At 45.1% G+C, this 25,045-nt stretch carries 28 protein-coding genes and 2 riboswitches; of the genes, 10 read left to right on the forward strand and 18 right to left on the reverse strand.

Going from position 1 to position 25,045, the window contains the following annotated elements; translation table 11 throughout:
- Positions 1-69: 69 nt before the first annotated feature.
- Entirely contained in the window at positions 70-216 is a 147-nt protein-coding gene (locus tag ACRRQV_RS03555) for a hypothetical protein (RefSeq protein WP_432527754.1), read from the reverse strand.
- Positions 206-1,219, reverse strand: coding sequence for a methionine ABC transporter ATP-binding protein (locus tag ACRRQV_RS03560; protein ID WP_432527756.1), 1,014 nt, complete (start codon positions 1,217-1,219; stop codon positions 206-208). The genes ACRRQV_RS03555 and ACRRQV_RS03560 overlap by 11 nt, the downstream gene beginning before the upstream one ends.
- Positions 1,220-1,285: 66 nt before the next feature.
- A riboswitch (SAM riboswitch) is annotated at positions 1,286-1,394 on the reverse strand.
- Positions 1,395-1,588: 194 nt separating this feature from the next.
- A riboswitch (TPP riboswitch) is annotated at positions 1,589-1,696 on the forward strand.
- Positions 1,697-1,793: 97 nt separating this feature from the next.
- Between ACRRQV_RS03560 and ACRRQV_RS03565 the strand changes: the two genes are divergently transcribed.
- The 4 genes from ACRRQV_RS03565 (at position 1,794) to ACRRQV_RS03580 (ending at position 5,132) form a co-directional block, all read left to right on the forward strand.
- Positions 1,794-2,384, forward strand: coding sequence for a YkoF family thiamine/hydroxymethylpyrimidine-binding protein (locus tag ACRRQV_RS03565; protein ID WP_432527758.1), 591 nt, complete (start codon positions 1,794-1,796; stop codon positions 2,382-2,384).
- A gap of 1 nt (position 2,385) precedes the next feature.
- The gene (locus ACRRQV_RS03570) at positions 2,386-2,970 is read left to right on the forward strand and encodes an ECF transporter S component (RefSeq protein ID WP_432527760.1); all 585 of its coding nucleotides are present in this window, start codon (positions 2,386-2,388) and stop codon (positions 2,968-2,970) included.
- A 64-nt stretch (positions 2,971-3,034) separates the two neighbouring features.
- Complete coding sequence (locus ACRRQV_RS03575; RefSeq protein WP_432527762.1) at positions 3,035-4,390, forward strand: ABC transporter ATP-binding protein; 1,356 nt, start codon at positions 3,035-3,037, stop codon at positions 4,388-4,390.
- On the forward strand, positions 4,371-5,132 hold the full coding sequence (locus tag ACRRQV_RS03580; RefSeq protein WP_432527764.1) for an energy-coupling factor transporter transmembrane component T family protein: 762 nt from the start codon (positions 4,371-4,373) through the stop codon (positions 5,130-5,132). Before ACRRQV_RS03575 ends, ACRRQV_RS03580 begins: the two co-directional genes overlap by 20 nt.
- A 595-nt stretch (positions 5,133-5,727) precedes the next feature.
- Here ACRRQV_RS03580 and ACRRQV_RS03585 read toward each other — a convergent pair.
- From ACRRQV_RS03585 to ACRRQV_RS03605, 5 genes are all read right to left on the reverse strand, one after another.
- Entirely contained in the window at positions 5,728-6,633 is a 906-nt protein-coding gene (locus tag ACRRQV_RS03585; protein ID WP_432527766.1) for a DUF7309 domain-containing protein, read from the reverse strand.
- Complete coding sequence (locus tag ACRRQV_RS03590; RefSeq protein WP_432527768.1) at positions 6,605-7,021, reverse strand: plasmid pRiA4b ORF-3 family protein; 417 nt, start codon at positions 7,019-7,021, stop codon at positions 6,605-6,607. Before ACRRQV_RS03590 ends, ACRRQV_RS03585 begins: the two co-directional genes overlap by 29 nt.
- Positions 7,022-7,325: 304 nt before the next feature.
- The gene (locus ACRRQV_RS03595; protein WP_432527770.1) at positions 7,326-7,745 is read right to left on the reverse strand and encodes a sporulation protein; all 420 of its coding nucleotides are present in this window, start codon (positions 7,743-7,745) and stop codon (positions 7,326-7,328) included.
- A gap of 62 nt (positions 7,746-7,807) precedes the next feature.
- Positions 7,808-8,998, reverse strand: coding sequence for an AI-2E family transporter (locus ACRRQV_RS03600; protein ID WP_432527772.1), 1,191 nt, complete (start codon positions 8,996-8,998; stop codon positions 7,808-7,810).
- 63 nt (positions 8,999-9,061) lie between these two features.
- Positions 9,062-10,036, reverse strand: a complete 975-nt coding sequence (locus ACRRQV_RS03605) for an LCP family protein (protein ID WP_432528171.1) — start codon at positions 10,034-10,036, stop codon at positions 9,062-9,064.
- 149 nt (positions 10,037-10,185) lie between these two features.
- Here ACRRQV_RS03605 and msrA point away from each other — a divergent pair, with 149 nt between their 5' ends.
- Positions 10,186-10,716 carry a peptide-methionine (S)-S-oxide reductase MsrA gene (gene msrA, locus ACRRQV_RS03610; RefSeq protein ID WP_432527774.1) on the forward strand — a complete coding sequence of 177 codons (531 nt, stop codon included), beginning with the start codon at positions 10,186-10,188 and terminating at the stop codon, positions 10,714-10,716.
- 14 nt (positions 10,717-10,730) lie between these two features.
- Here msrA and ACRRQV_RS03615 read toward each other — a convergent pair whose 3' ends face one another.
- A complete protein-coding gene (locus ACRRQV_RS03615) occupies positions 10,731-10,871 on the reverse strand; it encodes a hypothetical protein (RefSeq protein ID WP_432527776.1) in 141 nt (46 codons plus the stop codon).
- Positions 10,872-11,023: 152 nt separating this feature from the next.
- Positions 11,024-11,713, reverse strand: coding sequence for a YjjG family noncanonical pyrimidine nucleotidase (locus ACRRQV_RS03620; RefSeq protein WP_432527778.1), 690 nt, complete (start codon positions 11,711-11,713; stop codon positions 11,024-11,026).
- 297 nt (positions 11,714-12,010) lie between these two features.
- Here ACRRQV_RS03620 and ACRRQV_RS03625 point away from each other — a divergent pair, with 297 nt between their 5' ends.
- Positions 12,011-12,340, forward strand: coding sequence for a hypothetical protein (locus tag ACRRQV_RS03625; protein WP_432527780.1), 330 nt, complete (start codon positions 12,011-12,013; stop codon positions 12,338-12,340).
- A 29-nt stretch (positions 12,341-12,369) separates the two neighbouring features.
- Here ACRRQV_RS03625 and ACRRQV_RS03630 read toward each other — a convergent pair whose 3' ends face one another.
- A complete protein-coding gene (locus tag ACRRQV_RS03630; RefSeq protein WP_432527782.1) occupies positions 12,370-13,542 on the reverse strand; it encodes an MFS transporter in 1,173 nt (390 codons plus the stop codon).
- 123 nt (positions 13,543-13,665) lie between these two features.
- On the opposite strand from ACRRQV_RS03630, the gene ACRRQV_RS03635 reads away from it, so the two are divergent.
- Together ACRRQV_RS03635 and ACRRQV_RS03640 are read left to right on the forward strand one after the other, a co-directional pair.
- Positions 13,666-13,899 (forward strand): hypothetical protein, encoded by a 234-nt coding sequence (locus tag ACRRQV_RS03635; RefSeq protein WP_432527784.1) that lies wholly within the window; start codon positions 13,666-13,668, stop codon positions 13,897-13,899.
- Between the two features lie 106 nt (positions 13,900-14,005).
- Positions 14,006-15,613: an ABC-F family ATP-binding cassette domain-containing protein gene (locus tag ACRRQV_RS03640; RefSeq protein ID WP_432527786.1), complete on the forward strand. Its 1,608-nt coding sequence runs from the start codon at positions 14,006-14,008 to the stop codon at positions 15,611-15,613.
- A 252-nt stretch (positions 15,614-15,865) separates the two neighbouring features.
- Here the strand turns inward: ACRRQV_RS03640 and ACRRQV_RS03645 are convergent, their stop codons facing one another.
- From ACRRQV_RS03645 to ACRRQV_RS03660, 4 genes are all read right to left on the reverse strand, one after another.
- Entirely contained in the window at positions 15,866-16,339 is a 474-nt protein-coding gene (locus ACRRQV_RS03645; RefSeq protein WP_432527788.1) for a YkvA family protein, read from the reverse strand.
- Between the two features lie 78 nt (positions 16,340-16,417).
- On the reverse strand, positions 16,418-16,627 hold the full coding sequence (locus ACRRQV_RS03650; RefSeq protein WP_432527790.1) for a cold-shock protein: 210 nt from the start codon (positions 16,625-16,627) through the stop codon (positions 16,418-16,420).
- Positions 16,628-16,784: 157 nt separating this feature from the next.
- Entirely contained in the window at positions 16,785-18,449 is a 1,665-nt protein-coding gene (locus ACRRQV_RS03655; protein WP_432527792.1) for a M4 family metallopeptidase, read from the reverse strand.
- A 255-nt stretch (positions 18,450-18,704) separates the two neighbouring features.
- Positions 18,705-18,905: a cold-shock protein gene (locus tag ACRRQV_RS03660; protein WP_432527794.1), complete on the reverse strand. Its 201-nt coding sequence runs from the start codon at positions 18,903-18,905 to the stop codon at positions 18,705-18,707.
- A 465-nt stretch (positions 18,906-19,370) separates the two neighbouring features.
- On the opposite strand from ACRRQV_RS03660, the gene ACRRQV_RS03665 reads away from it, so the two are divergent.
- The gene (locus ACRRQV_RS03665; RefSeq protein WP_432527796.1) at positions 19,371-20,072 is read left to right on the forward strand and encodes a 5-bromo-4-chloroindolyl phosphate hydrolysis family protein; all 702 of its coding nucleotides are present in this window, start codon (positions 19,371-19,373) and stop codon (positions 20,070-20,072) included.
- On the forward strand, positions 20,041-21,231 hold the full coding sequence (locus ACRRQV_RS03670) for a toxic anion resistance protein (RefSeq protein WP_432527798.1): 1,191 nt from the start codon (positions 20,041-20,043) through the stop codon (positions 21,229-21,231). Before ACRRQV_RS03665 ends, ACRRQV_RS03670 begins: the two co-directional genes overlap by 32 nt.
- 55 nt (positions 21,232-21,286) lie before the next feature.
- Here ACRRQV_RS03670 and ACRRQV_RS03675 read toward each other — a convergent pair whose 3' ends face one another.
- The 4 genes from ACRRQV_RS03675 to ACRRQV_RS03690 form a co-directional block, all read right to left on the reverse strand.
- A complete protein-coding gene (locus ACRRQV_RS03675; RefSeq protein WP_432527800.1) occupies positions 21,287-23,140 on the reverse strand; it encodes a vWA domain-containing protein in 1,854 nt (617 codons plus the stop codon).
- A 9-nt stretch (positions 23,141-23,149) separates the two neighbouring features.
- Entirely contained in the window at positions 23,150-24,007 is an 858-nt protein-coding gene (locus tag ACRRQV_RS03680; RefSeq protein WP_432527802.1) for an ATP-binding protein, read from the reverse strand.
- Between the two features lie 108 nt (positions 24,008-24,115).
- The gene (locus ACRRQV_RS03685) at positions 24,116-24,313 is read right to left on the reverse strand and encodes a DUF6501 family protein (protein WP_432527804.1); all 198 of its coding nucleotides are present in this window, start codon (positions 24,311-24,313) and stop codon (positions 24,116-24,118) included.
- 68 nt (positions 24,314-24,381) lie between these two features.
- Positions 24,382-25,005, reverse strand: a complete 624-nt coding sequence (locus tag ACRRQV_RS03690) for a DedA family protein (RefSeq protein ID WP_432527806.1) — start codon at positions 25,003-25,005, stop codon at positions 24,382-24,384.
- Positions 25,006-25,045: the final 40 nt, after the last annotated feature.

The following is a 25,045-nucleotide window of genomic DNA, read 5'->3' on the forward strand; positions in this document are numbered from 1 at the left end:
AATCCTTATGTAAAAAACTACATTTATTCTTTTTATACAAATTTAACTTGCTATTTTTTGAATTATGACTTAAAAGCTGCGTATTACGACAATCGAATGCTGAATTACGACGTACTTGATAATTGCGAGCGAGACGCCGATCATGTAAAGCGTTTCGCCGAATGCTTTTGAAATATCCGGCCATAATTCCATCATGTGCTGAAAATCAAACCCCATTGCCGATCACCTCCACTTTTGCGCCTCGTCCTTCCATGTATGTAATTGCCCGGTGAATGTTTTCAGGCATTCCTTGGATTTCCATCACAAACAAGCCAAGCGGTTTTTCTTGTATGTATTCGATTGACCCGTGCAAAAAATTCCCTTTCACATCAAAATGCTGCACCATGTCTGTGATGACGCCTTCTCCAGCCACCGCTCCTTTAAACTGCACTTTAATGACACGGCCCGTGCAAGCGGACAAGATCGGCTGCGGAATGTCGATCGACACGACAGAAGAAATAAATTCCTTAGCCAGCTCGGTTTTGGGATCGGAGAAAATCGTGTAGACGTCGCCTTCTTCAATTACACGGCCGGCTTGCATAACCGCCATCCGGTCGCAAATTTCTTTGACTACATTCATTTCATGGGTAATGAGGACAATGGTAATGTTCATTTCCTGGTTGATTTTCTTCAAGAGACGCAGAATTGACAAAGTCGTATTCGGGTCAAGCGCCGAAGTCGCTTCGTCGCAAAGCAGAACCGCCGGATTATTGGCCAGCGCCCTTGCAATGCCGACGCGCTGCTTTTGCCCGCCGCTCAGCTGTGAAGGATAGACGTCTTTTTTATCTGATAGGCCGACCATGTCGAGCAGTTCATCGACTCGATCAGCGATTTCATCTGCCGGCAAACGCGCGGCCTTTAACGCAAAAGCAATGTTTTCCCCAACCGTCTTTTGGCTGATCAAATAAAAATGCTGAAAAATCATCCCGATTTTCAGCCGCGCTTTTCGCAGCTTCTCGCCTGTTAAGTTTGTCAGATCGAGGCCGGCTACACGGATCGAACCGCTTGTGGGACGCTCCAAAAGATTCATGCACCGCAAAAGCGAACTTTTACCGGCTCCTGAATAGCCGACAATGCCGAAAATCTCACCTTCTTTGATGTGCATCGTGACGTTTTCTACACCGATCACCTTGCCGTTTTTCGTTGTGTATTCTTTTGAAAGTTCTTTTATGCTGATCATGGCAATCTCCTTTTTTCCCAATAAAAAATGCCCCTTTCATTCAGAAAGAGGCACCGAAAATGGATTGGGTTATCTTTCAGAATGAATTCATTCTGTAGGAATTGGCACCTTCCCAGATTTCTCTGGAGGTTGCCGGACGTCATAGGGCCTATCCCTCGGTCTCTCTTGATAATGTTCCATATGAAATTGTTTTTTGCTTGATTCCAATAGTAGCTAACATTTCGAAAACTGTCAAACACTTTTTTAAAATAATTTATTTTCAGGCAACTGCTGCCAATCGACCTTGATTTTTCTCCTTTACATCCCTTCCACCTTCCGCTAGACTAAACCCATCGGGACAATCCCGTTCACAAAACAACTGCATACCGTTTAATGCACTAGGGGTGCCCGATTTTCGGCTGAGATGCAAGCGCAAGCTTCGATCCCTTATGACTCGATCCAGGTAATACTGGCGTGAGGAAGTGCGGCGCTTTTCTGGAATAAATCCTTTTTGAATTTATTGGCATAGAAATAGTGGCTGCTTCTTCGCGGATGCAGCTTTTTTTTGTGCCTATTTTTAAGGAGGACGATTGATATGGAACCATTGCAATGCGGTACGAGCCCAATTGTCGGATTTCGCTTTTCGCTGCATCCGATGACTGGGGATTTTATTAGGGTAATTAAAGGAGCGCTTCGGGAGACGGATTTGAGCAATGTCTGGACCCATTCGGATGATGTGTCAACGGTGATTCGGGGCAAGGAAATTCATGTGTTCAACGCAGCAAAAGCGATTGCGCTGCATGCGGCGAAGACCGGTGAACACGTGGCGCTGTCCGGCACGTTTTCAATCGGTTGCCCGGGTGATTCGGCAGGCGATGCGTTTTTGGACATGCCGGACGAACTGTTGAATACGGATAAGACGAAGCAGTATGTATCGTCACAATTTGCGCTGTACCCGATGAACAACCCCGATTACATGAATATCATTTACCGGGAAGTTGACCGGGCAAAAAAACGCGGCGTCTTTAATGAATCGATGCATTACGCGAGCGGCATCCATGGCGACATCCACGACGTCTTTGCATTTTACGAAGAAGCGTTTTCGAATGCCCGCACCGAAGAACACCGCCACTTGGTCATGACGGTATCGATGAGCATCAACAGCCCGTCGCACGGAGGCAAATAACATGCTGAAGTCGTGGAAATTAAAAGAAGTGGTGTTGATGTCGCTGTTTGCGGTCGTTTTCGGCATTGTCTATTTGGTGTTTGTCCATGTCAGCAACCTATGGGCAGCGCTGATCGGCCCGCTTGCCTATGAATGGATGTTCGGCATTTGGTTTATCGTTTCGATCATTTGCATGTACATTATTCGAAAACCGGGTGCTGCGTTTATGTCGGAAACGATGGCTGCCGCTATTGAAGTGCTCCTCGGCAATGCAGTCGGCCCCCGCCTTTTGTTGTCCGGAGCCGTCCAAGGCTTGGGAGCCGAGGCAGCGTTTGCAGTGACAGGCTATAAGCACTTCAGCTTAGCCATCATGATGCTTGCTGGTGCAGGTTCTGCCGTTTTCAGCTTTGTTTACGGGTATTTCGTTTCCGGCTACGCGGCACTCGATCCATCGTTTGTCGCGTTGATGTTTTCGCTCCGCGTCATCAGCGGCATGGTGATTGCTGGAATCGGCGGCAAGTTTATCGCAGACAGTTTGCTTGCGACTGGTTCACTTCGGGGCTATGCGGTGGCCCGCGCGAAAAAAGGTGATGCGCGTGTCGGATGAAATTTTTTCACTTAAAAATGCATCCTTTCGCTTTCCGGAGGATGAAGCTTGGACGCTAAAGAATGTGTCCTTTTGCATCTCGCGCGGTGAACGCGTGGCCATTTCCGGCCCAAGCGGCTGCGGCAAAAGCACGCTGCTGTATTTGCTGAACCGGCTGTATCCGCTTAATAGCGACGGTGTTGTAGAAGGGGAACTTCTTTTATTCGGCAAACCTGCTGAAAAGTACTTGCCCGGGGAAATCAACCACCGCGTCGCCACCGTCTTCCAAGATCCCGATTCCCAGTTTTGCATGCCGACGGTCGAAGAAGAACTGGCCTTTACGCTGGAAAATTTGCACGTGGCTCGCGAAGAAATGGAACAGCGCATTTCCGGCGTCTTGGAATTGACCGGTTTGGAAGCTTACCGCTACACCCTTATCCAATCATTGTCCGGCGGCATGAAGCAGCGCATTGCCACAGCCTGCGCACTGGCCATGAAACCGGAAGTGCTGCTGCTCGATGAACCGATTTCGCATTTAGATCCCGTTACTGCCAAGCACTTTATTTCTTGGCTAGACGCTTTGCAAAAACGATTCGCTTTGACAATCATTGCTGTTGAGCACCGTTTAGCTGCGTGGGGCTCGTTTTTTGACCGACACATTTCCTTGGATGCAACTGGAAAAGTCTTAAAAGACGGCGATTTTCTGCCAGTGCCGCCGATTTTATTTCCTAAACGAGCTGCTGCACCTCAGGCTGAAGCAGCGTTAACAGCTAAAAATTTGTCGGTCACCATAAAAAACAAAGTGCTATTGAAAGATGTGTCTTTTGGTGCAAAGCGCGGTGAAGTGATCGTTGTTGCGGGGCCAAACGGCAGCGGAAAATCGTCGTTGCTAAAAGCCTTATGCGGGATATACAAATTATCATCTGGCACTGTGGAATCGCCGGGTGCCGGTTATGTTCCCCAATCGCCCGAGTTTTTGTTTTTAACGCAATCGGTGCAAGAAGAACTGGCTTTTTTCGGCAAAACTGCGTTGGCTGACCTTTCTGGTTTGGCGCAGCGGCTGCAGCTGGAAAGCCTGCTTGATGCCCACCCCTTTGCCGTGAGCCATGGCCAAAAGCGGCGCATTGCCATAGGCGCCATGCTTGCCGACAGGCGGCCGGTGTTGTTGATGGACGAACCGACTTCTGGCCAAGACGCCGCTGCATTAATGGAGTTGTTTGAGCTGATCGATGAACGGTCAAAAGAAGGCAATGCGTTTTTTATCGTAACCCATGACATGGAATTTGCGGCGGCAATGGCTGACTCGGTTATTTTAATCAAAGATGGAAAACTGACCGGCAAATTTGCAGCAGCCGACGTTTGGAATGATGCCCGAATGCTTGCTTCCCATCACTTGGAGCCTCCTAAAGGAGTTGTGGACCGTGCGGCATCTTTTGCATGACATGAACCCTTCCGTAAAATTCATTGTGGTTGCTGTATCCATGCTGGCTTTGGCGTTTTTCTTCAACCCGTGGACGCCTTTGCTGTTTTGGATCGGTTTACTCATTATGCAGTTGATATTTAGCCAGATGAATTGGAAGCTATGGGCCCTGTTCATGCTGCCCTTTTCGCTTGGTGCTTTCGGCTATTTATGGACGACCGTGGTTTTTTCAGCAGTAACTGGCGGAACCGTCATCTGGTCGTTTGCTGGAATTGAAGTAACCGACGTGCAATGGAACCAAGCGCTGTCGCTGGCGTTTCGGGTCATGGCATTTTCGGCTTTGTCGCTGGCATTTGCATTAACGACCGATCCGGTTCGCTTTATCATGAGCTTGATGCAGCAGTTGAAGCTGTCGCCTAAGCTTGCTTATGGGGTGATGGTCGGCTATCAATTTCTTCCCGTGTTAAAAGATGAATTTGTCCAAATCCAGCAAGCTCACCGACTTCGTGGCTTTGTTGCTGAAGTCCAGTGGTGGCAGCGGCTGCTTGCACTACGCCGCCTGCTCATTCCAATGCTTGCCGGCGCTGTCCGGAAAGCTGAACGCGCTGCCTTTGCAATGGAAGCACGCGGCTTTACAGGCGAAGCCAGGTCCGTATTTTATTGCCCAGTGCCGGTTGGTCGAATAGATTTTATGATGAGTGCTGTATTTTTGGCTCTGCTTGTCGTCAGTTGTCTTGGTGGATTATGGTTGAGCGGTAAATGAAAGCTGTCCGTGCTTGGGGACAGCTTTTCGTTAGGCCAAAAGCATTCAATCCATATGGCTTTGCAGGTTTCTTCAACTTAATTACCATTTAATTGGATATACTTTCCGGATTGGGCTTAATACTTTCCAAAACAGGACAAATACTTTCCATTTTCCCATAAATACTTTCCAAATAGCCTGGAATACTTTCCAACATATAATTTATAAGCAATTTTAAAAAGCATTGGCAAAGTGCCGATGCTTTTTAAATAAATTCCACCGTTTTCCATATAGAATCGATGCTGCTTTATTCTTTATTCAGCTGAATCTTTTGTTTGTCTAATCAAGCAGCCATTTGATCTTTTCCATATTGGAATTCAAAGGTATACCAGCGTTGATCTAAATCCATTTTTCTAGCTGGTTTCTGAAATTCCGAAAAAGTTTTTGGCCATTTAACGCTTATAACAACATTTCTTTTGCCTTCGGTTCCGGCTGTTTTGTGAACATCAGCTGGACATCAAAAGCTTCTGAACTTGTAATTTGAGAAATTTAAGAAACTCATTTGCCAATTCTTCTATTAACAAGAGGTTCTTCACCTTAAAAGAAGTATGGTTCCTTAGTGTATTTGAGAAAGAAACTCTTTAAATCGCTCAGCTTCAGGCAGGTTTTCCACTTTTTTGGCCTTTACTTTCAACTTGGTCAGAATAGCCTTGAGCATCTGGAACATTTCTTCCCGCAGCCATAATTCTTTTGGCAACATGCTGATGCGGTTAACCAATTCATTTAATCCGAACTGTGCATTTTCAAAAGCATTCCGATTTTCAAAAAGCTCCTGATTCAGTACCATGCCTGTTTTATGGTCGAGCGCCACCGCCATATAAGGGAAATACGGACGCGCTCCAGCTGATGGCTGGATTGGCATATCCACATAAAACAAGTCAAACTCTATTTGGCTGTCCATTATTGGATGCTTACTAGCCTGTTTTACCACTAAATCCGGTACAATTTGCGGAATCTCCAATGGCAGTGTCTTTTCTTGAAAAAAAGTCTCCTTAGGCATCATTTCAGTTTCCCAAACGTGTCCTTGAGCTGTTTTCTTCGCTGCTCGTATCAAGATTTGGTTATCTAATCCAAAAGCAGGAATTTCAGTACCTCGTTCTACCATCCCGAGCACTGACAAAGTCTGCTCGATTGCCATTATGATGTAGCGAGCTTCTTCCTCGTCAATTGACCACGGATAACTTCCTGGAACCATGCTGCGGAATTCCGGCCATTGCTTTTTACCTCTGAACGGAATGCCATGAGCTTTTAAAAACATATAATCTTCACTTTCCAGTTCATCCCTATCAACAAACGACATTAAGATACTGCGCTGCTGGAAGACAATGTCCTGCAAGGGTGTTTTTTGTTCCATCGCGAGCCGTAAGCTATTCAGTCCTTCATTGCCAATATAAATTGCCAACCCGAATTCTTGTCCAGCTCCGCCTAATACACTAATAAATAAGCGTTCTTCGTTTTCCAACGCAGCGTGGATACTCGGTACCTTGGCTAGGTTCCAACTTCTTTTCCAGCACAATATCATGTTCCCAATCGTCCCCGAAATCGTACGTATAAAGCATCTGGTCTTTTTCTACAGTAAACCAATCCTTTAAAAATTCCTTTCCTTCATCTAACGCATCCATTGTGTATATACCAAACTCTTCTTCAGTCCTACTAATTTCAACATTCGACACTTTTCTTCCATTCGCCTTTATCACATTCAACATAGGCAAATGGCTGTCCGTCCAGCCAAATGACGACTGCAGCACGTAATGGAAATCATAAAACGACATTTCGCTGTCCACTTGCAATCTTCGCCAAACCGGTGGCTTTACATCTTTTAACGTCACTTTAAATTGATAAATCATCATAACACTTCAATTTAGTTATCTCTTTAAGTGTAGCTGTTTAAGCGGTTAGCTTCAAAGAGAAATTCGCTGCTATTTTTTCTTGTTTGCTTGTTTTTATTTTTATAGAAATCCTTATGTAAAAAACTACATTTATTCTTTTTATACAAATTTAACTTGCTATTTTTTGAATTATGACTTAAAAGCTGCGTATTACGACAATCGAATGCTGAATTACGACGTACTTGATTCAAGTTACGACGAACACGAATCAAATTACGACAAACAGCAGCAACATCAAATTTTCACCAAAAAAAAGAGAGCCTTTTCAGCTCTCTCTTGTTCCGTATGTGATTTCGTCCTCATCTTGGACGTTAACCCCGTTGTCGATATGGACGACAGTCCGTACGATTAATTTAGCATTGGCCGAATCGATTAACCACCGATCATCCGGCATGATTTCAAATTGCCGCATGATGGTTTCTTTTGACTTGACCGATCCCGCAAATTCGATCGACTGTTTGCCGACCACGGTTTCGATATAATCGAAATCGCTGTCTTCCCGGTAATCTTCAACCAGCTTAATGACTTTTAATTCAACAAATTCGACGTCTTGGTCGCCCTCCCCGCCTTTGAAATAAATGGTGCCATTTAATGTTTCGCCTTCTTCAAGATGCGGCCTCTCGATGACGGTTTCAACTTTTAGTGAACCGAAACCAATCGTCGACAAAAATCCTTTAAAATTCATAAATTGACTACCTCCAGTAATGAATATACATCCTTTACCACATGGCCTGCTGCTTTAAACCGTTAAAGCAGCTCCGTGTAATCGTAATGATTTTCCAGATTTGTTTCGTGTTTGTTGTACCGGCGTTTAAAGAGTTTGTAGAAATGGGCTACCAGTACTTTGACCAGTGCATAAGCCGGGATCCCGAAAATAACTCCTACAAGTCCGAATAACGAACCGGCTGTCAAAAGCACAAAAATGATGGTGATCGGATGGATGAACATCGTTTTCCCCATCACTTGCGGGGATATGATATTGCTTTCCAAAATCTGGACGACAGTCCAAACAATCCCGACTTTTACCAGCATGAAAGGCGATATGACGATACCGACAATTGCAGCCGGCGCAAAAGCGATCGCCGGGCCAATATATGGCACGATGCTTGTGACCCCTGCAAGAAATCCAAATAACAGCGCATAGTCCAAGCCGATGATCAAGAAGCCGATATAGACCATAACGCCGATAAATGCTCCAACGATCAATTTCCCTTGAATATAAGCGCCGATTTGCTTGTCGGCTTCTTGGAATACGGTACGCGTATCTTCACGCATGCGAGGAGGCAGCGCTTTTATAATGGTTTCTGGAAATCTTTCGCCGTCTTTCAGCAAATAAAACAAAATGAACGGAACAACGACGATTGACAATAATACACCCGTAACTGTGGAAATAAATCCGGTGATCCCCGCTAGCACAGTGGTTGCCGTTGTTTCGAATGTTTGGTTGATGGTATCTGGCAAAGTTGTCAGCAATTCTTCGATGTTAAAGTTTGAATTGACGTAGTATTCGCCCACATACGAGTTATTGCTCAAAAAATCATGGAAGTCCGTCAGCAATTGCATAAAATAGGTTGGAAATTCCATAATCAAGGTCTGCGTCTGCGTTCTAAGGAACGGATACACCAATACGATTAGAAGCGCCAGCAATCCCGACACGCCAACGAAGATAATGACAATGCCCCAAATGCGTGTAACTTTCATGCCTTCCAGCAGGCGAAGAACCGGCCGCAGCAAGTAGTACAAAACAAGCGCCAAAATAACCGGCAAGACGATTGTTTTCATAAATACGAGCAGCGGATTGAAGATGAACGACACTTCCCTGAAGATGAAAATGACCAGCCCGATGAGCAACAATGCGATCAAGGTGAACAGCGTATTCGTCCCGCCAAGGAAACGGACAAAATTTGTTGAGAAAAAAGATGTTTTTTCCGGCTCCAATTCCTCTCCTACTTTCTGTATCTGTTGTAACTGCCTTTTAAGTTTATCATATTATCTGACTTTTTATTCAAGCGGTTGTGACAAAAATTCGCTCAATGCTTGCTTGTTTTGTTCCACGTCCATCTCAATGACCGAACCGGCATGGGAATACGAACCGAACGAATAACTGTCTTTTACAGGAAGCGTCAAGCGCTCCACTTCCGTGCCGCCGCTTGTCGCAATGCTCGTCGCCATTTTGATTTGGTCGCTCATGGGCATATCGGTTTGGATATACCCTTGAGCCGCTCCGGCAAGTTTCGGGTATTTCGGAATGGCCGTTACCGACAACAACTCATCTTTCATTGCCGCCATTACTTGCTGTTGGCGGCGAACCCGTCCAAAGTCGCCTTCTTCGTCGGCGCGGAAACGGGCATAGCCCAGAAGCTCTTTTCCGTTCAAGTTTTGAACACCCGGTGTTAATTTGACGCCAATGTTTTTCGACATTTCTTTTTCGACGTCAATTTCAACTCCATTTGGTGCAGCGATATCTACTAGTTTTTCGAAACTTTTAAAATCGATTAACGCGAAATGGTGGATTTCCACGCCGAACATGCCGCGAAGTGTATCGGCCAACAAATCAATGCCGCCTTCCATTCCGCCTTCTTTTTCCCCTAAATAATAGGCTGTGTTTAATTTATAAGATTGATAACCAGGAATTTCTGCATAAATATCACGCATAAATGAGGCCACTTTTACTTCATCTGTTTCTTTATTGTGCGAGACGAGCATCATCGTATCCGTACGTGATGTTTCTTCTCCGCGGGCATCGACCCCGAGCACGAGAATGTTTTCAAAGCCTTTTTCTTCCGGATCTCCCGCAAAATCGATGGTCGGCAATTCTTCTGTTTGTTCTTCTGCAAGTTTGTGTCCGCTTTGGAATTGCATATAGACATATGCCCCCGCTGCTATCACCCCTATGAAAAGCAAGAAAAGAATTCCACGCAAACGGATTCTCCTTTTCTTGCGGCGCTTTCTTGTGGCTGGCTGTTCTGTTTCCATGTTCATCTACATTCCTTTCTCGGCTTTCTATCGCATAAGACGCTTTTGTGCGAAAAGAAGTTTCTGCATTTATTATAAAACATTTTGTTTGTCGTAAAACTACGGGAATGATAAAATTCTTCTAATATGTGCGAGAGGAGAAAACTACTATGACTGAAAAAGCGACATTCGCAGGCGGCTGCTTTTGGTGCATGGTCAAACCATTCGACCAGTTTGATGGCATCGAACGCGTTGTTTCCGGCTATACCGGCGGACACGTGGAAAACCCGACATACGAGCAAGTCAAAACAGGCACTACCGGCCACTTGGAAGTGGTGGAAATTACATTCCAACCGGAGGTATTTGCTTACGAACAACTGTTAGAGATTTTCTGGCAGCAAATCGATCCGACTGACAACGAAGGCCAGTTCCAAGACCGTGGGACCCAATATCGTCCTGCTATTTTCGTACATAACGAAAAGCAGCGTGAACTTGCGGAAAAATCCAAACATGACCATGCAGCAAGCGGCAGATTCTCAAAGCCGATCGTGACAGAAATTCTCGATGCCGCGCACTTTTACGAAGCGGAAGACTATCACCAAGACTTTTACAAAAAAAGCCCGGATGAATATAAAGAAGACGTTGAAAAATCCGGCCGCCTGGAATTCATTGCAGAAACATGGGACAAAGTTGACGCTTAACGCGTCAGCTTTTTTTATTTCTTAGGCTTCGGCGTTACAGTGCCGCCTCCGCTTTTCTTCATGTCCAGACTCCAGTGCCTAGCTCTTCGGGTCATAAGCCATCCCGGCTGCGTGGCAAAGACCGCCGCTTCGCCGGTTTGTCTTATGCCTGTCAAAGCTAAACAGGCACTTCCGCTTTTCTTCATGTCCAGACTTCGGCGCCCAGCTCCTCGAGGTCGCGGTCTGCCTTGCTAGCAATGGCAAAGTACGCCATAACTTTTAAGCCCTCCAGCGCTTGTCGAAGCTTGAGTGGGCGCCTCCGCTTTTCTTACTTCCCCACGATTTCGATCAGCTCGGTTAGTTTCCGGATCTCATAAGTTGGTTGGATGTTAGTTTCGTTTGGTTTGCCGTTTGGATTGAACCAGCACGTGTCGATGCCATAATCAGACCCGCCTTTAATATCGGATGCGAGCGAGTCGCCGACCATTAAGACATGTTCTTTTCCAGCCAGCTGCATCTCGGCAAAAGCATAATCAAAAATTCCAGTCTGCGGCTTTTGAAAGCCGGTTTCTTCAGAAACAATAATATGTTCAAACATGCCGGCGAGAGGTGAACCTTCAATACGAGCATGCTGCACTTCAGTAAAGCCGTTGGTGATGATTGCCAACCGGCAAAAATCCAGCGTTTGGCACAGTTCTTCAGCACCCGGCATTAAATGGGCTTCCCGCCCTAAATTATGAAGATAAGAAGAGCTAAACAAACCGGCATCCGTTTCCAGTTCGTGCTCGGTGAACAGCCGCTTAAAGCGTTTAATCCCAAGCTCCCTTAACTTAATTTCGCCTCTTTCCAAATCTTCCCACAAGCTTTGGCTAATTTTCCGGTAGCTTTCATGGTAATCCGCCATTCCTGCCGGCATTTTATACTCCATAAAAGTATTATGTAAAGCATTTAACTCCGATTGGCGAAAATCAAACAAAGTGTCGTCCACATCGAAAAATACCGTATTATAAGCTGTCATAAAACTCCCCCCTTTCCATCATCTAATTTCTTGAAATCGCAAATCCACAATTAAATCGCTAAAATTGCTGAATTATTTTTTAACTTTTTTAAAGATAAACCTGGCACTTCATTTTTTCTCAGTTGCTCAGCATAAGCAAAAGAGCGAACCCTTCTTATTTTATCTTACTTTTATCATTAATGTCACAAAAATATTATTTTCAAATAAATAGTTGACAGAAAATTTTGTTTCTTTAAAATAAAGTGTACCAAACTGTATGTGTGATTAATTGATCTTATGAGAAGCGGAGGAGTCCCAGTGAGTTTGATTGATTCAGTTGATCCCTTAGTAATGCAGCTTGTCGTGGTTCCGCTAATTGCGATTAGTTTTGGTGTCGCCGCCGCTGCAATTTCAAAAAAAGTTTACATAGGTCCCTTAATAACTTTAGTTTTAGTAGTATCGTATAACAATTGGTATTTCCCGCATTCCTTTCCAAGTTCGAAACTTACTTTTCCGCTTGTCTTTTCTTGGTGTGTAATGTATCCGTTGGTTTCATTGTTCTTATCGTGGGTTTTGATCTTGCAATTCAAAGCCATTAAAAATTTTATCTGCCATATGACCAAGGAAAAATGTTTCCAGTCAAAATAAGAAAGCGCTGCGTTATTGCAGTGCTTTTCTTATTGCCGTTTTTGATGCAGCAAAAACGTAAAAACACTCAATAACACAATAAATACCAAGAGCACGCCAAGCGATATGTCATGGTTGCCGAATTTGTCGTAAGACATGCCGATTGCTACAGGCATCACACCTGATATGACGTATCCGCCAAATTGGATCATGGATGCCCAGCTGTTTACGCCTTCAGCAGTCGAGTTTTCATCGAGCGGCATCAACAGCGCGATCGGAAACAATCCACCCAGTGTGAGACCCAGGCATGCCGCCGCTATCCATATAAATGAAAGGTTGCCAAACAGCAGCAACAAGATTCCCACTAAACCAAATGCCAAACTGACGCCAGTCCAAAGCGTCCGGCTCGGAAATTTTTCTAATAGAAGCGGAATTGATAAGTTGCCGCCTAATTGCACGGCGGACATGACGGTCAAGAGAGCACTTGCTGTGAGCACAGACATTCCCTTCTCCATCGCAATCGGTGCAAGCCAAGTAATAAGCGAGAAAAACAAAGCGGACTGAAAGCCAAAAAAGAGCAGCATATACCACGCCCGTTTGTTTTTCCACGGCGACTTGCCCCCTGCCTCCACGATTTCAGTTTCCATGACCGGCTGCTCCGGCTGTTTAACACGAAGCCAGAGCCAAATTCCCGCTATCGCCAACACGCTCCAGCTTGCCAGCGCGAACGGCCAATCTGCCCAGACATAAAAGACTCCCGTCAATCCAGCGGCGAGCGTTGCACCCAGTCCCAGCCCAAACGAATAAACGCCGATTAGCGACGCTGTCCGTGTTGGAAAATTTTGTTTGATCATCGCGGAAATCAACGGACCCATAATGGCAATCACAAGTCCTATAAAAAAGGCGCTTGCCATTAGCACAAAATAGGACGGGACAAGGCCGCGCAATAACGTGAACACTCCGATGCCAACGAGCAATAGCGTGACCGAGCGTTTGATGCCGAATAACCGGTTGAACGAAACGGCAAAAGGTGCAAACAGCCCCATGCAAAAAACCGGTACCGATGTCAACAAACTGACTTCGCTGTTCGTTAAGGAAAGGTCTTGCCGCATCGCTTCCAGCAGCGGACCGATGGACGAAATAGCGGGCCGCAAGTTAAGCGAGATAACAAAAATCGCCGCTGCCATTAAACTGAGCATCGATTTTTTTTGAAGATTTGGCACGGAGTTCTCCCTCTTTTCCAGAAAAAATTTCTTTCTTTTGAAATGAATCTTTTCTGCAAGAACACAAACTTGTGTTCCCTGCAAGATTTTATTAAGATTAAGGTGTGAAAGGCGGGTCAACCGATGAAATTGATTAATTGGAGCTACGCAAAACGTTACAATATAAAAGCCGTGTTCGATGAATTTCCGCACGTCATAGTGCTGTTTCGCCAAATAGGAGGCTATTATTTTATTTTTTCCATGAAAGGCTTGACGCCGGAACATATTCCGACACGCAAAGATTATGTCCGAATGGAATACTTGCTGAACAAAGACCTCGGCATGCTGGAAGCTTATAAAGAAAGAAAATATAAATAACCGTGCTGAACTTTTTAAGTTTATCCCAGAGTGCGCCTCAAAGCTATCGATTTCAATGGGTTTCGTGGTATACTCTTCTTATTGTGAAATTTAGGAGGTACGTAAAATGATAGCAGTAAACGATGTAAGTCTACGCTTTGGCGACCGTAAGCTTTTTGAAGACGTCAATATCCAATTTAACCCGGGCAATTGCTACGGTTTGATCGGCGCGAATGGTGCAGGAAAATCGACATTTATCAAAATCTTGTCTGGTGATTTGGAAGCTCAATCTGGAAACGTCTATATGGGTTCTGGTGAGCGTTTGGCCGTATTAAAACAGGATCACTTTGAATACGAGGAGCACGCTGTCCTTGATACCGTTATCATGGGGCATAAAAAATTATACGAAATCATGTCCGAAAAAAATGCCATCTACATGAAAGAAGACTTCAGTGATGAAGACGGCATGCGTGCAGCTGAACTTGAAGGCGAATTCGCTGAACTCAACGGTTGGGAAGCTGAATCAGAAGCCGCGATTTTGCTGCAAGGCCTTGGCATTTCCGAAGACCTTCACGCTAAAAAAATGGCTGAACTTTCCGGTTCAGATAAAGTGAAAGTGTTGCTGGCCCAAGCGCTATTCGGCAAACCGGACGTTCTTTTGCTCGATGAGCCGACCAACCACTTGGACTTGAAAGCGATTCAATGGCTGGAAGAGTTCTTGATCAACTTCGATAACACCGTCATCGTTGTATCGCATGACCGCCACTTTTTGAATAAAGTATGTACGCATATTGCGGATTTAGACTTCGGTAAAATCCAGCTTTATGTCGGCAACTATGATTTCTGGTACGAGTCCAGCCAATTGGCAACGCGTTTGGCAAGTGACCAAAACTCGAAAAAAGAAGAAAAGATCAAAGAGCTTCAAGCATTTATCGCCCGTTTCTCCGCGAACGCTTCCAAGTCGAAGCAAGCAACGTCACGGAAAAAAATGCTGGATAAAATTGAGCTTGACGATATCCGTCCTTCTTCCCGTAAATACCCGTTCGTCAACTTTACTGTTGGGCGCGAAATCGGCAACGATGTGTTGACCGTCAAAGATGTCAGCCAAAAAGTGGATGGCAATCTTTTGTTGAACAACCTCAACTTTAATTTGAACAAAGACGACAAAATCGTTTTGATCGGCGATCCGCTTGCAAAATCAGCGCTTCTTCGCATTTTGGCAGAAGAAGACGAGCCGGCAACCGGTTCAATCCGCTGGGGCGTTACGACGTCGCGCGCGTACTTGCCGATCGACAACACGGCTTATTTTGAAGGCAGCGAGCTTTCTTTAGTAGATTGGCTGCGCCAGTATTCACCAGAAGACGAAAGTGAAACTTTCCTTCGCGGCTTCCTTGGCAGAATGTTGTTCTCCGGCGAAGAAGTGAAAAAGAAACCTTCTGTTTTATCCGGCGGCGAAAAAGTGCGCTGCATGCTGTCCAAAATGATGTTGTCGCATGCCAACGTCTTGTTGCTCGATGAGCCGACCAACCACTTGGATTTGGAATCGATTCAAGCACTTAACAACGGCATGATCGCATTCAAAGGCGCCATGGTCTTCACTTCCCATGACCATCAGTTTATCCAGACTGTTGCAAACCGCGTCATCGAAATCCGTGAAGACGGTTCGATTCTCGATAAGCAATTGAGCTACGATGAATTTTTGGAATGGAAAGAGACGCAAGGCATCACAAACTAATCAAAATGCGAACTCCCGTACACTTTTTGAGTGTACGGGAGTTTTTTTTATAGGTGAAAATGGATTTATTTGCGGCAAAAGCGAGATTGTTTGCGGAATTCCGGCGTTTATTTGCAGATTTTTTGAGTTTATTTGCAGAATAAATAAGTTTGTTTGCAGAATCTGCGGTTTTATTTGCAGAATCAGTTTTTCGCCTATACATTTATGGAAGTTTCTACAAAAAAGCCACGGCGCCTTCGCCGTGGCTTTTTTTTATTTCAAGAAACGTTTTACTAAACGGCCAGCTGGCAACTTGGATGCAAATTTGCTTCCTGAACTGGAAATGCCTCTGACAACGCTCAGCAATTCTTCATCTCCAGCCCAATGTTCTTCAATGATTTCAGCTGGGAATTTGTTCAACAGCGTGTTGATGATAAATACGGCAACGACGACATCGTCTGCAAATCCCCCTGGGCCGACAATGATTTCCGGCAAGAAATCGAGCGGTGCGATATAGTACAAGATCCCGGCGCCGACCAAGCCTTTGCTTTTTGCATCAATGCGGCTGTCTAGCATCATTTTTGTTAATAAATGAAACAAATCCGGTGCAAACAACACGTATTTCCCTATTTTGCCGACAGAACCTTTGTTGTCAAACCATTTTTGTACTTTGTGTCGCAGCTTCTGGTAAAAATCTTGCTGCTCTTGCTGGCTCGGCAGCGGTTTAGCCAAATATTCGTTTGCCATGTGAAATCCCCCTTCGAATCTTCTATGTGTTCGCAATAACTTTTTTTGCCAAAGCTTATTTACAAAAGTTTGCTGCTGTTAGAAATCCATCGTGATGTTTGTGGCAATGCGTTCTTTGCCGGCTTTTCCTTGGACGATGGTGAAATTCACTTGCTGGCCTGGCAGTAGGATTTCCAAATCCATATTGATGTTGATTTTTTCGACAAAAAACAATTCGCCGTCATCGCCTTCGATATAGCCGGTCCCTTTGTCTTCATCAAATGACTTTACAGTTCCTCTTCCATTCATCCATCAAACCTCCAGTGCAATCTTACATGTGCTCTTTACCTTATACCCTATATGTTCCGTTCACGAAACGTTTAGAAAGACACGCAAAAAAAGTGCAGCCTTTCTTTTAAGCATAAAAGAAAGGCTGCACTTCCACATAGACATCTTGCCCTTTAATTCAATTTACACCGACTGCAGAGAAAGCAGCTTTGACGCTTGCCACTTCCGGGCTCGACGCACCGTAAAGGTCCGTTGCCGCTTGAATCGTCGTCGCACGGAAGTGGCTGTAATTTGAATTCGGCGTCAAGTATTGAGTCAAGACGCGGTAGTAGATTTTCTCAGCTTTCGCCATGCCAATGCCAGTCACCGTTACGCCGTAATGCGTGCCTCCATTGACCAACAAGTATGCGGCTTTATTGCTAATGCCGGAGTTGTAATGGACGCCGCCGTTATCGCCTGTTCCCGTATAGCGTTTCGAGTAATGATCAGGATCGCCGTTTAACGTAGGGTTTGCCATGGAACGAAGCGCATCCCCAGAAACACTCGGTGTGTAAATGTCTTCACCAATGAGCCAGTCCGGCTTCACGTTTACTTTGTATTCCACAAATGTACCGAAAATATCTGATATAGATTCGTTGATAGCGCCGGATTCGTTTTGGTAAATCAAATCTGCTGTTGTATCCGTTACCGCATGCGTCAATTCGTGGGCAATGACGTCAAGCCCGCCTGATAACGGAATAAATGTCGAACCGTCGCCATCGCCATAAACCATTTGCGAGCCGTTCCAGAACGCATTGTTGTAATTTTTCCCGTAATGGACCGTCGAGATTAATTGCGCACCTTTGTTATCATAGCTGTTTCGGTTATGGGTATTTTTATAATAGTCAAACGTTTTTCCGGCATAGACATGAGCATCCACTGCTGCACCGTCGTAAGCAGCATTGTAGACATTGTCGGCATCGAGCCATAATGTGCCGGGAATCCGGGTGCCGTTAGAGGCATTGTAAGTAAAAATGCCATTTCCACGCGTCTTGTCCACCAAATAAGATCCTTTGCTGCTGACAACGGTATTGACCGATTTTGCATCACCCAATACGCCGCGGCCAGTCGCAACGGAATTGGTGCCGGTTGGTGCCGTTACAGCAGAAGGAGCTGACGCCGCTTCATGGATTTGGTTGAATGCTTCCAAAACCTCGCCAGTTTGGGCATCGACAAAGTATTGGTAGTTGCCGGGCTCTGGGTACAAGAACTCAAGCTCCGTGCTAAATGCATAGTGGGCTTGTCCATCTTTCACGAAGACAACCAGTTCGGGCCCTTGCTGATGGTCCAATTCAGGAGTTCCCCCTATTTTATTGGCAAGATCGCTTAACGCGATGGAAGTTGCTTTGGAAGCTTTCAATTTTGCGCCTTTTTTCAAGTTTTTATTCGCGAACAATTCGGGAGCCATTTCGCCGGACACCGAGGTCAGCACACCGTCCTTATCAACGTGTGCAGAAACGACCGAACCGAATACCGGAACACCGTTATACGTTTGCTGCAATTTCACATTGGTAAACCCTAACTCATCTTTTGATTCGCTGAGCACTTCAAATTCTGCCGCAGCTCCTTTGCCGATTTTATAGCGTGCTTGTTTATTTTCCAAATAGTCCACCACAATTCCAGAAGCTGACTTGTTCGAAGGAATCGTCAATTTCCCTACGACAAAGTCGGCCGACTGGTTTTGTTGATTGACATGCACTTTTTCCGATACAGCAAGATTAGGTGCTGCATAAACGGAAGATGAAGCTGCGGATAATGCAAGTGCTGCTGCTAAACTAAGGCTAAGGACATTTTTCTTTTTCAATTAGGTTCACTCCTTTAGTGTGCCGTCGGTGTCTGACGGTTTATTAAAGAATAACTGTTTCATAATTCCGAATAAATAGGCTTCTCTGGCTGTTTTTGGAAAATATAAAATAAGTGGATTGATGTACCTAAATTTAAGTTTTCAAAATATTTAATCATTAGGCAGGCTTTCACGCCTAGTCCATAACATTTTTTTGCTTGGTTTTAGTATTTTGGCAAAAAAAAGAACCGTCCATTTCTGAACGGTTCTTGGAGATTAAACTTTAGTTACATTTGTAGCTTGAGGTCCGCGGTTGCCTTCCTCTACTTCAAATTCTACTTTTTGTCCCTCATCAAGCGTTTTAAAGCCGTCGCCTTGAATCGCTGAGAAGTGAACGAATACGTCATCTCCGCCTTCAACTTCGATAAACCCGAAACCTTTTTCTGAGTTAAACCATTTTACTGTACCTTGTTGCATTTAAAAACCTCCTGTAAAAAAATTTGCAATATGGAATTTCATAAAAAAATTCACATATTCAAAAAAGTACCATCACTTGCTGATCACTTTTTTGAATAGGTGAATAGCTGTTTCTGGTGCATTCTTTAGTTCTTAGGACTAGTATATCAATTTTTCATAAAAAGTCAAATTAATCTAAAAACTTATTAATATTTTTCGCATTCTTAATATTCTTATGCAAAAATAGGTGTAACGCCTCACCTTTCTTCTAATTTTACCCTTACCCTTTTTAAAATTAATCTAAACTCACTATCAATTTTACAAAAAATTCTGATACTTGTCTATAATTATTTTAAATTTTTTCTTATAACCTGCAAGTTTGTATTGCCTCTTCCTTTCCCGTAAAATGAGAGCTATAAAAGCATTTAATGAAACTTTTGCTTAGTTTAAACGTATAAATGAATAGCAATGAAGGAGGTCCTATTCATGAAGCCATTTGAAAAATTTGTCATGCGGCAAACCATTTCGTTGCCTTTAATGACAGCGGTCTTCCCTGTCCTTTATTTAGGTGCGGAAATCGGGATTATTGCTTCAGGGGCTGTGGCTGCAGGCACGTATCTTGCGAGCAACTCTACGATCAAACGCGTTCAGTTTTCCTCCGATTCAAAAAGAAATGGCATGACGCGGAGCGAATATAAACATATACAGCTTCAAGTAAAAGAAGCCAAATCAAAAATTAAACAATTGCAAGGCCAGTATTACCGGGTCCGGTCGCTTTCTTATTACAAGCAAATCCGGGAAATGGTGCGGCTCGCACAGAAAATCGTTTCACACGTCCAAGAAAACCCGAGAAAATTTTATTTGGCAGAGGGGTTCTTTTACTCGCATTTGGATTCCGCTCTCGAATTGACCGAAAAATATACCATGCTTGTCGGTCAGCCGCTGCGAGACAAAGAACTGAAAGTGGCGCTCCAAGATACCCGGCAGACGCTCGGTTCCATGACAAGCGTCATGGAAAAAGACTTGAAAAAAGTGCTGTCCACCGACGTAGAGCAGCTGAAAATGGAATTGGAATACGCTCGAATGTCCGTAGAAAAACAAAATCGCCAAGCGTTGCCGGAACCGCCCCAATCAGACAGTGAAGGAGACATGGATGATGACACAAGAAAATCGCTCCACTCAAAGTGAATTAGATGATTTGCTCGGCTCCCCTTTTGGGATTGACCTTACCAAACAAGAAACCGCTGTAACGACACCGGAAAACGGCCGTCCGGTCGCCTTGATGGATCGTTTAACAAAAGAAGAACAAGAAAAAGCGCGCATGTTGGCGAAACAAATTCCAGCTGGCAATTACGAGGCCATTTTGACTTATGGCGCCAACGCACAAAATCAGCTGAGCCAGTTTTCCCATAAAATGCTTGACCATGTGCAATCCAAAGACATCGGACCGGTCGGTGACGTTTTGCATGATTTAATGCGCAAATTGCAGGAAATGAATCCGGAAGAATTGTCACAGAGAAAGAAATCCGGTTTGCGGAAAATGTTTGCCAAAGCCAAATACTCCGTCCAAGAAATGATGACGAAATACCAAAAGCTCAGCACGCAAGTCGACCGAATCTCGATCCAGCTCGATCATTCCAAACGCGGTTTGTTGGAAGACGTGCAAATGCTCGAACAGCTGTATGAACAAAATAAAACCTATTTCCAAGCGCTGAACGTCTACATCGCAGCGGCTGAACTGAAACGCGATGAAATTATGGCCGAAACAATTCCAGCGCTCCGAAAAAAAGCGGAAGCCTCCAACGATCAAATGGCTTACCAAGAAGTAAACGATATGGCGCAATTTTTGGATCGTCTTGAAAAACGCCTTTACGATTTGCAGCTGTCTCGCCAAATCACGATCCAAAGCGCTCCGCAAATCCGGATGATCCAGCAAACCAACCAAACGCTTGCTGAGAAAATCCAATCGTCGATCATGACTTCCATCCCGCTTTGGAAAAATCAGATCGCCATTGCATTGACGTTAAACCGCCAGCTTAAAGCGGTGGAAGCCCAAAAGCAAGTGACTGCAACGACAAATGAGCTGCTTTTGAAAAACTCCGAGATGCTGAAAATGAACTCGATTGAAACGGCAAAAGAAAACGAGCGCGGCATTGTGGAAATCGAGACATTAAAACAAACGCAGGAAAACTTGTTAACAACTATTGAAGAAACTCTCCGCATCCAAGCGGAAGGCCGCCGCAACCGAAAAGCTGCGGAAGTAGAAATCGGCAAGATGGAAGAAGATTTAAAACAGCGCCTACTGGCCATCCATGATGACCGAGAAGGCAAAACAACCACTTATTAATCCAAAAAGGGCCCTGTGAAAAGCTTATCGCTTTTCACAGGGCCCCTTTGTCTGATCAAGCAGACTGAATCACCAAATGAAGCGTCCGTTTCAACAAACGCAGCGTTTGTTCCGCGAATTGCTCCAGTGAATCGGCACTGACGGATTTATTGCCGTACATCATCCGGTAAAAAGCCGCTTGCTCTTCGGTGATCTTGTCGCTGCTTAAAAACAAGTGAAGCACTTCAATGCCTTGCTTTTTTGCTTCCCCCACTGCATTTGCCGTGTCGACAATGCCATTTTCCGCGTAATTGTAAGCGGAAGGCTCGCCGTCAGAAAACACCAGCAAAAATCGGTGCTTCTCCGTCCGCTTTCTCAAACGATCCTCCATCCAGCGAATCGCAAACCCGTCGCGGTTGTCTTCATGGGCTTCCATCGAGGCGATTTCCAGTGCATGGTCGCGGTTTCCGTCTTCCATTTTATGCATCCATTCAAAATAATTCGGCTGGCTGCTGTCGCTCGCTTCGTAAGCATCTTCGTAGAACAACACGATTTCATGGGGCACATTCAACGCGCGGAGCACATCGTGGAACAATAACACCGCCTGCTTCGTTTCATCCAGCTTATCGATCATGGAAGCGGAGCCGTCAATCAACAAACAAAAAACCGCATCCAATTCTTTTGAAGGGGCTGATTTCCGGTAAAATGGCTTTGGCCGCTCTTCCACAAATAACGGCAGCAAGTTTTTAGACAAACGGCCGGCGTTCAAATTTTGCCGCACACTTTCCTGCCGCTGTGTCATCCGTTTTTTCAACTCTTTCAGCAAGGCGCGCACATAAGGCGCTTGCTTTTTGCGCCATTCCTCAATAACCATGCGGCTCTCGGGATTGGTCTGGATCCGGCTTTCGCTGTAGACGACGCGGTCATTGGCCGCCCCGAATTTGCCGTTCGCCGCTTTTGGCGCCCGGTCCATTTGCCGATCCTCTTGTTCGTTGTCTTCTTGGTGGTCGCCTTTCGAATCGCCGCGGACGGTTTGCTGGACATCGCCGTCGCCTTGGTCTTCCCGGCCCCCTTCTGATAATTGCGGATCACCGCGCTCAAGTTCATACTCCATCGCTGCCGCTTCCGAAAGCTCAGTTTCCCGATGCCACGATTCGAACCATTCTTCTATCGTTTTAATTTCCTCTTCGCCGTCTGCTTGTTCCGAATCGATGCCTTCGTGGTACCGAAACGGAGGCACTTTTTCCACCGATTCCCCGAACGTGTAATACGCCAGCACCATGTCTTCTTCGAGCAAGTATTCCAGGCGCATCATAACGGCATCCACCACTTTTGAGCTGTCCGCTGTCGACCTTGCATCAAAAAGATGGTTCCACAAATAGAATACCGGTTCCAGTGAATCTGATATCATGGCATCTTCCCCACGCAGCCGCAAATAAGCTGCATTCAAAAACGCATCCGCCAAAAAGCCTTTTTGGCGATTTTGCTGGAATTGCCCTTTGTGGTATTCGGTATACACCGATTCCCTCACGCCAAAAGCAGCCGCTGTTCCCGGCCGTTCTTTGATAACTTTTTCGCTCAAACGGAATTCTTCGGCACATAATATCAATTGTTCACGCAGTGATGGAAGCGGAGTATCTACCCGTTTAAACGCGCGCCACGCTTTTAAATCGAAGAAGCGCCAATAGCCCGCTCCCAATAAATATACATCCGACAAATAGCCGCTGCGTTCTATAGCTTTTGGACGGTGTTTCCAAAAGACGCTGATGGAAATTGCCGTTTCGGACGGCCTGACTTCCATTAATTTGCGTGTAGTCACTTTTAAGTAAGGCGCATTTGCCAGTGCCCCTGCCAGCACTTCCATTTGGTGCAGCATTTTTGTATCCAGCGTCTCGTTATTGAATTGAATAAATCGATTGACCGATGCCATCTGCTTCACCTACTTTTTCCAAGTATGGGCCAGGTCCATAAACAAGTTGCGTTCCGTTTCGTCTTCCAGTTTTTCCGCTATGGCGTACTGCACCGCGCGCAACGGTTCCATATGCAGCGACAAAGCCGTCGCATCAAGCAAACTGCGGATTGATGCTGCTTCTTCTGATAACAGCCCGTTTTCCACTTGCTTCATCAAATCGGCAGCAAGATCAAGCATGAATCCTTTCAACTCGCGCGGCGCTTCCGGAAATTCCCGGTCCCATAGCGCCGTCAGCTGAGCGCCCGTTAAATAAGGAATGGGGTAAGCGATAAAGCGGTTTTTCAGAGCTTCATTCATCGGCGTCGTGCCGATATAGCCTTCGTTGATTGCGGCAATCACGCCGAAATCCGGATGCGCTTTGATTACTTCTCCTGTAAACGGATTGGTCATCATGCGCCGGTGATCCAGTGCACTGTGTAAAATGGGCAAAGTTTCCGCTTTGGCCATGTTGATTTCGTCGATATACAAAAAATGGCCATTTTTCATCGCCGTTACGACCGGACCTTCCACAAATTCGATGGCACTTTGGCCATCCCGCTGTACAAGCGTTTTAAAGCCTAAAAGTGCTTCCGCATCCAAGTCAACTGAACAGTTGATGCTTTGCATCGGCTGCGAGAACGTCGCTGAAATGCTTTCGGCAAGTTTCGTCTTCCCTGATCCCGTTGGCCCTTTTAACAGTACAGGCTTGCGTAAAACAACCGCTGACAAAATGTCTTGCCACAAAAATGCGTCTGGCGCAATATAGCCGCCTTCGCCGATCAACAGATCAAATTCGCCATGCGCACGTGTTTTTCGCGCTTCGATTTCTTTATCAATTATGGTCATGCGCTTTCCTTCTTTCCATAGAAAAAACCGATGAGTCTCCATCGGCCATTTCCCTTTTTATTTGTAGCCTGCGCTTTTTTTTGTCTAGCTCGATCGCCTGCGCTTATCTTACTCGAAATAGGTCTTGTAAAAGCCGCCTACTTTGCCGGTGTTGTCCACGACAAAGATAAATTCTTCGGTTTCGTTTTTCACTTCATAAGATTTCCCCACAGTTAATACGTTTGAAACAAGAAATTTTGAAGCATTCGTGTGTGTACACGTTACCGTCTTACTTGTTTCTTTTGTTTTCCATTCATTATGAATCACAGTCCTCATCCTTTTCTGTCTGCCTCTTCATTTAGTATAAGGAAAAAATCCCGGAATATCAAACACCCTTATTTTCTAGCAATTTTATGGAAATAAAGATAACGTCCGATAAAAATTAACACTACAGCAGTCGACAAGCTTACCAGAAAAATCTGCAGGTTTCCTAATATCGACTCATAGGCATCTGGAAAAAGCCTTCCGATATTAAAGTAAATCAGCATCCAGATGCTGCCGGAGCTATAGGCAAAAAGCATATAACGAACGAATGGGTAGTGGTTTGCCCCTACTACATACGGCATTGCCCAGCGAATGCCAGGCAGGAAAAAACTTAACGAGATTGCCCAGTTTCCATGCTTCTCTAGAAATGCACTAAAGCGGTCAATCGGCTTTCTCAAGCGGGTTCGATTCAAACGAACGAGCAGCCGCTTTCCCCACACTCTTCCGATGCCATATGCGAACGTGTTGCTCGAAATCAATCCAAGATAGGCCGAAATATAAGCGTAAACAGGATGGAACGTATTGACCTCCGTCAATACCCCCGAAACTGCGGCCGCGATTTCATTGGGAATCGGCAAGCCAAATACCAAGAGCCAGTTGAACAAGAACATGCTGAAGTATCCGTATTTATCGACTAACTCCACTAAAAAGTCCAAACTCATCGTCTCAACCGCCTTCGGCATTGCATCATTCATATCTTAATCATGACAAAAAAAGAGCATCCCTGCAAATGCA

This window comes from Planococcus sp. YIM B11945, assembly GCF_050864155.1.
GTDB lineage: Bacteria > Bacillota > Bacilli > Bacillales_A > Planococcaceae > Planococcus.

Bases quoted from the DNA above. Each gene is read 5' to 3' on its own strand.
- ACRRQV_RS03605 (WP_432528171.1), bottom strand. From the start codon at position 10,036: ATGGAAACAGAACAGCCAGCCACAAGAAAGCGCCGCAAGAAAAGGAGA.
- ACRRQV_RS03590 (WP_432527768.1), bottom strand. From the start codon at position 7,021: ATGATGATTTATCAATTTAAAGTGACGTTAAAAGATGTAAAGCCACCG.
- ACRRQV_RS03690 (WP_432527806.1), bottom strand. From the start codon at position 25,005: ATGAATGATGCAATGCCGAAGGCGGTTGAGACGATGAGTTTGGACTTT.
- ACRRQV_RS03675 (WP_432527800.1), bottom strand. From the start codon at position 23,140: ATGGCATCGGTCAATCGATTTATTCAATTCAATAACGAGACGCTGGAT.
- ACRRQV_RS03670 (WP_432527798.1), top strand. From the start codon at position 20,041: ATGACACAAGAAAATCGCTCCACTCAAAGTGAATTAGATGATTTGCTC.
- ACRRQV_RS03640 (WP_432527786.1), top strand. From the start codon at position 14,006: ATGATAGCAGTAAACGATGTAAGTCTACGCTTTGGCGACCGTAAGCTT.
- ACRRQV_RS03660 (WP_432527794.1), bottom strand. From the start codon at position 18,905: ATGCAACAAGGTACAGTAAAATGGTTTAACTCAGAAAAAGGTTTCGGG.
- ACRRQV_RS03680 (WP_432527802.1), bottom strand. From the start codon at position 24,007: ATGACCATAATTGATAAAGAAATCGAAGCGCGAAAAACACGTGCGCAT.
- ACRRQV_RS03555 (WP_432527754.1), bottom strand. From the start codon at position 216: ATGGGGTTTGATTTTCAGCACATGATGGAATTATGGCCGGATATTTCA.
- ACRRQV_RS03565 (WP_432527758.1), top strand. From the start codon at position 1,794: ATGGAACCATTGCAATGCGGTACGAGCCCAATTGTCGGATTTCGCTTT.
- ACRRQV_RS03620 (WP_432527778.1), bottom strand. From the start codon at position 11,713: ATGACAGCTTATAATACGGTATTTTTCGATGTGGACGACACTTTGTTT.
- ACRRQV_RS03570 (WP_432527760.1), top strand. From the start codon at position 2,386: ATGCTGAAGTCGTGGAAATTAAAAGAAGTGGTGTTGATGTCGCTGTTT.
- ACRRQV_RS03595 (WP_432527770.1), bottom strand. From the start codon at position 7,745: ATGAATTTTAAAGGATTTTTGTCGACGATTGGTTTCGGTTCACTAAAA.
- ACRRQV_RS03560 (WP_432527756.1), bottom strand. From the start codon at position 1,219: ATGATCAGCATAAAAGAACTTTCAAAAGAATACACAACGAAAAACGGC.
- ACRRQV_RS03665 (WP_432527796.1), top strand. From the start codon at position 19,371: ATGAAGCCATTTGAAAAATTTGTCATGCGGCAAACCATTTCGTTGCCT.
- ACRRQV_RS03635 (WP_432527784.1), top strand. From the start codon at position 13,666: ATGAAATTGATTAATTGGAGCTACGCAAAACGTTACAATATAAAAGCC.
- msrA (WP_432527774.1), top strand. From the start codon at position 10,186: ATGACTGAAAAAGCGACATTCGCAGGCGGCTGCTTTTGGTGCATGGTC.
- ACRRQV_RS03645 (WP_432527788.1), bottom strand. From the start codon at position 16,339: ATGGCAAACGAATATTTGGCTAAACCGCTGCCGAGCCAGCAAGAGCAG.
- ACRRQV_RS03650 (WP_432527790.1), bottom strand. From the start codon at position 16,627: ATGAATGGAAGAGGAACTGTAAAGTCATTTGATGAAGACAAAGGGACC.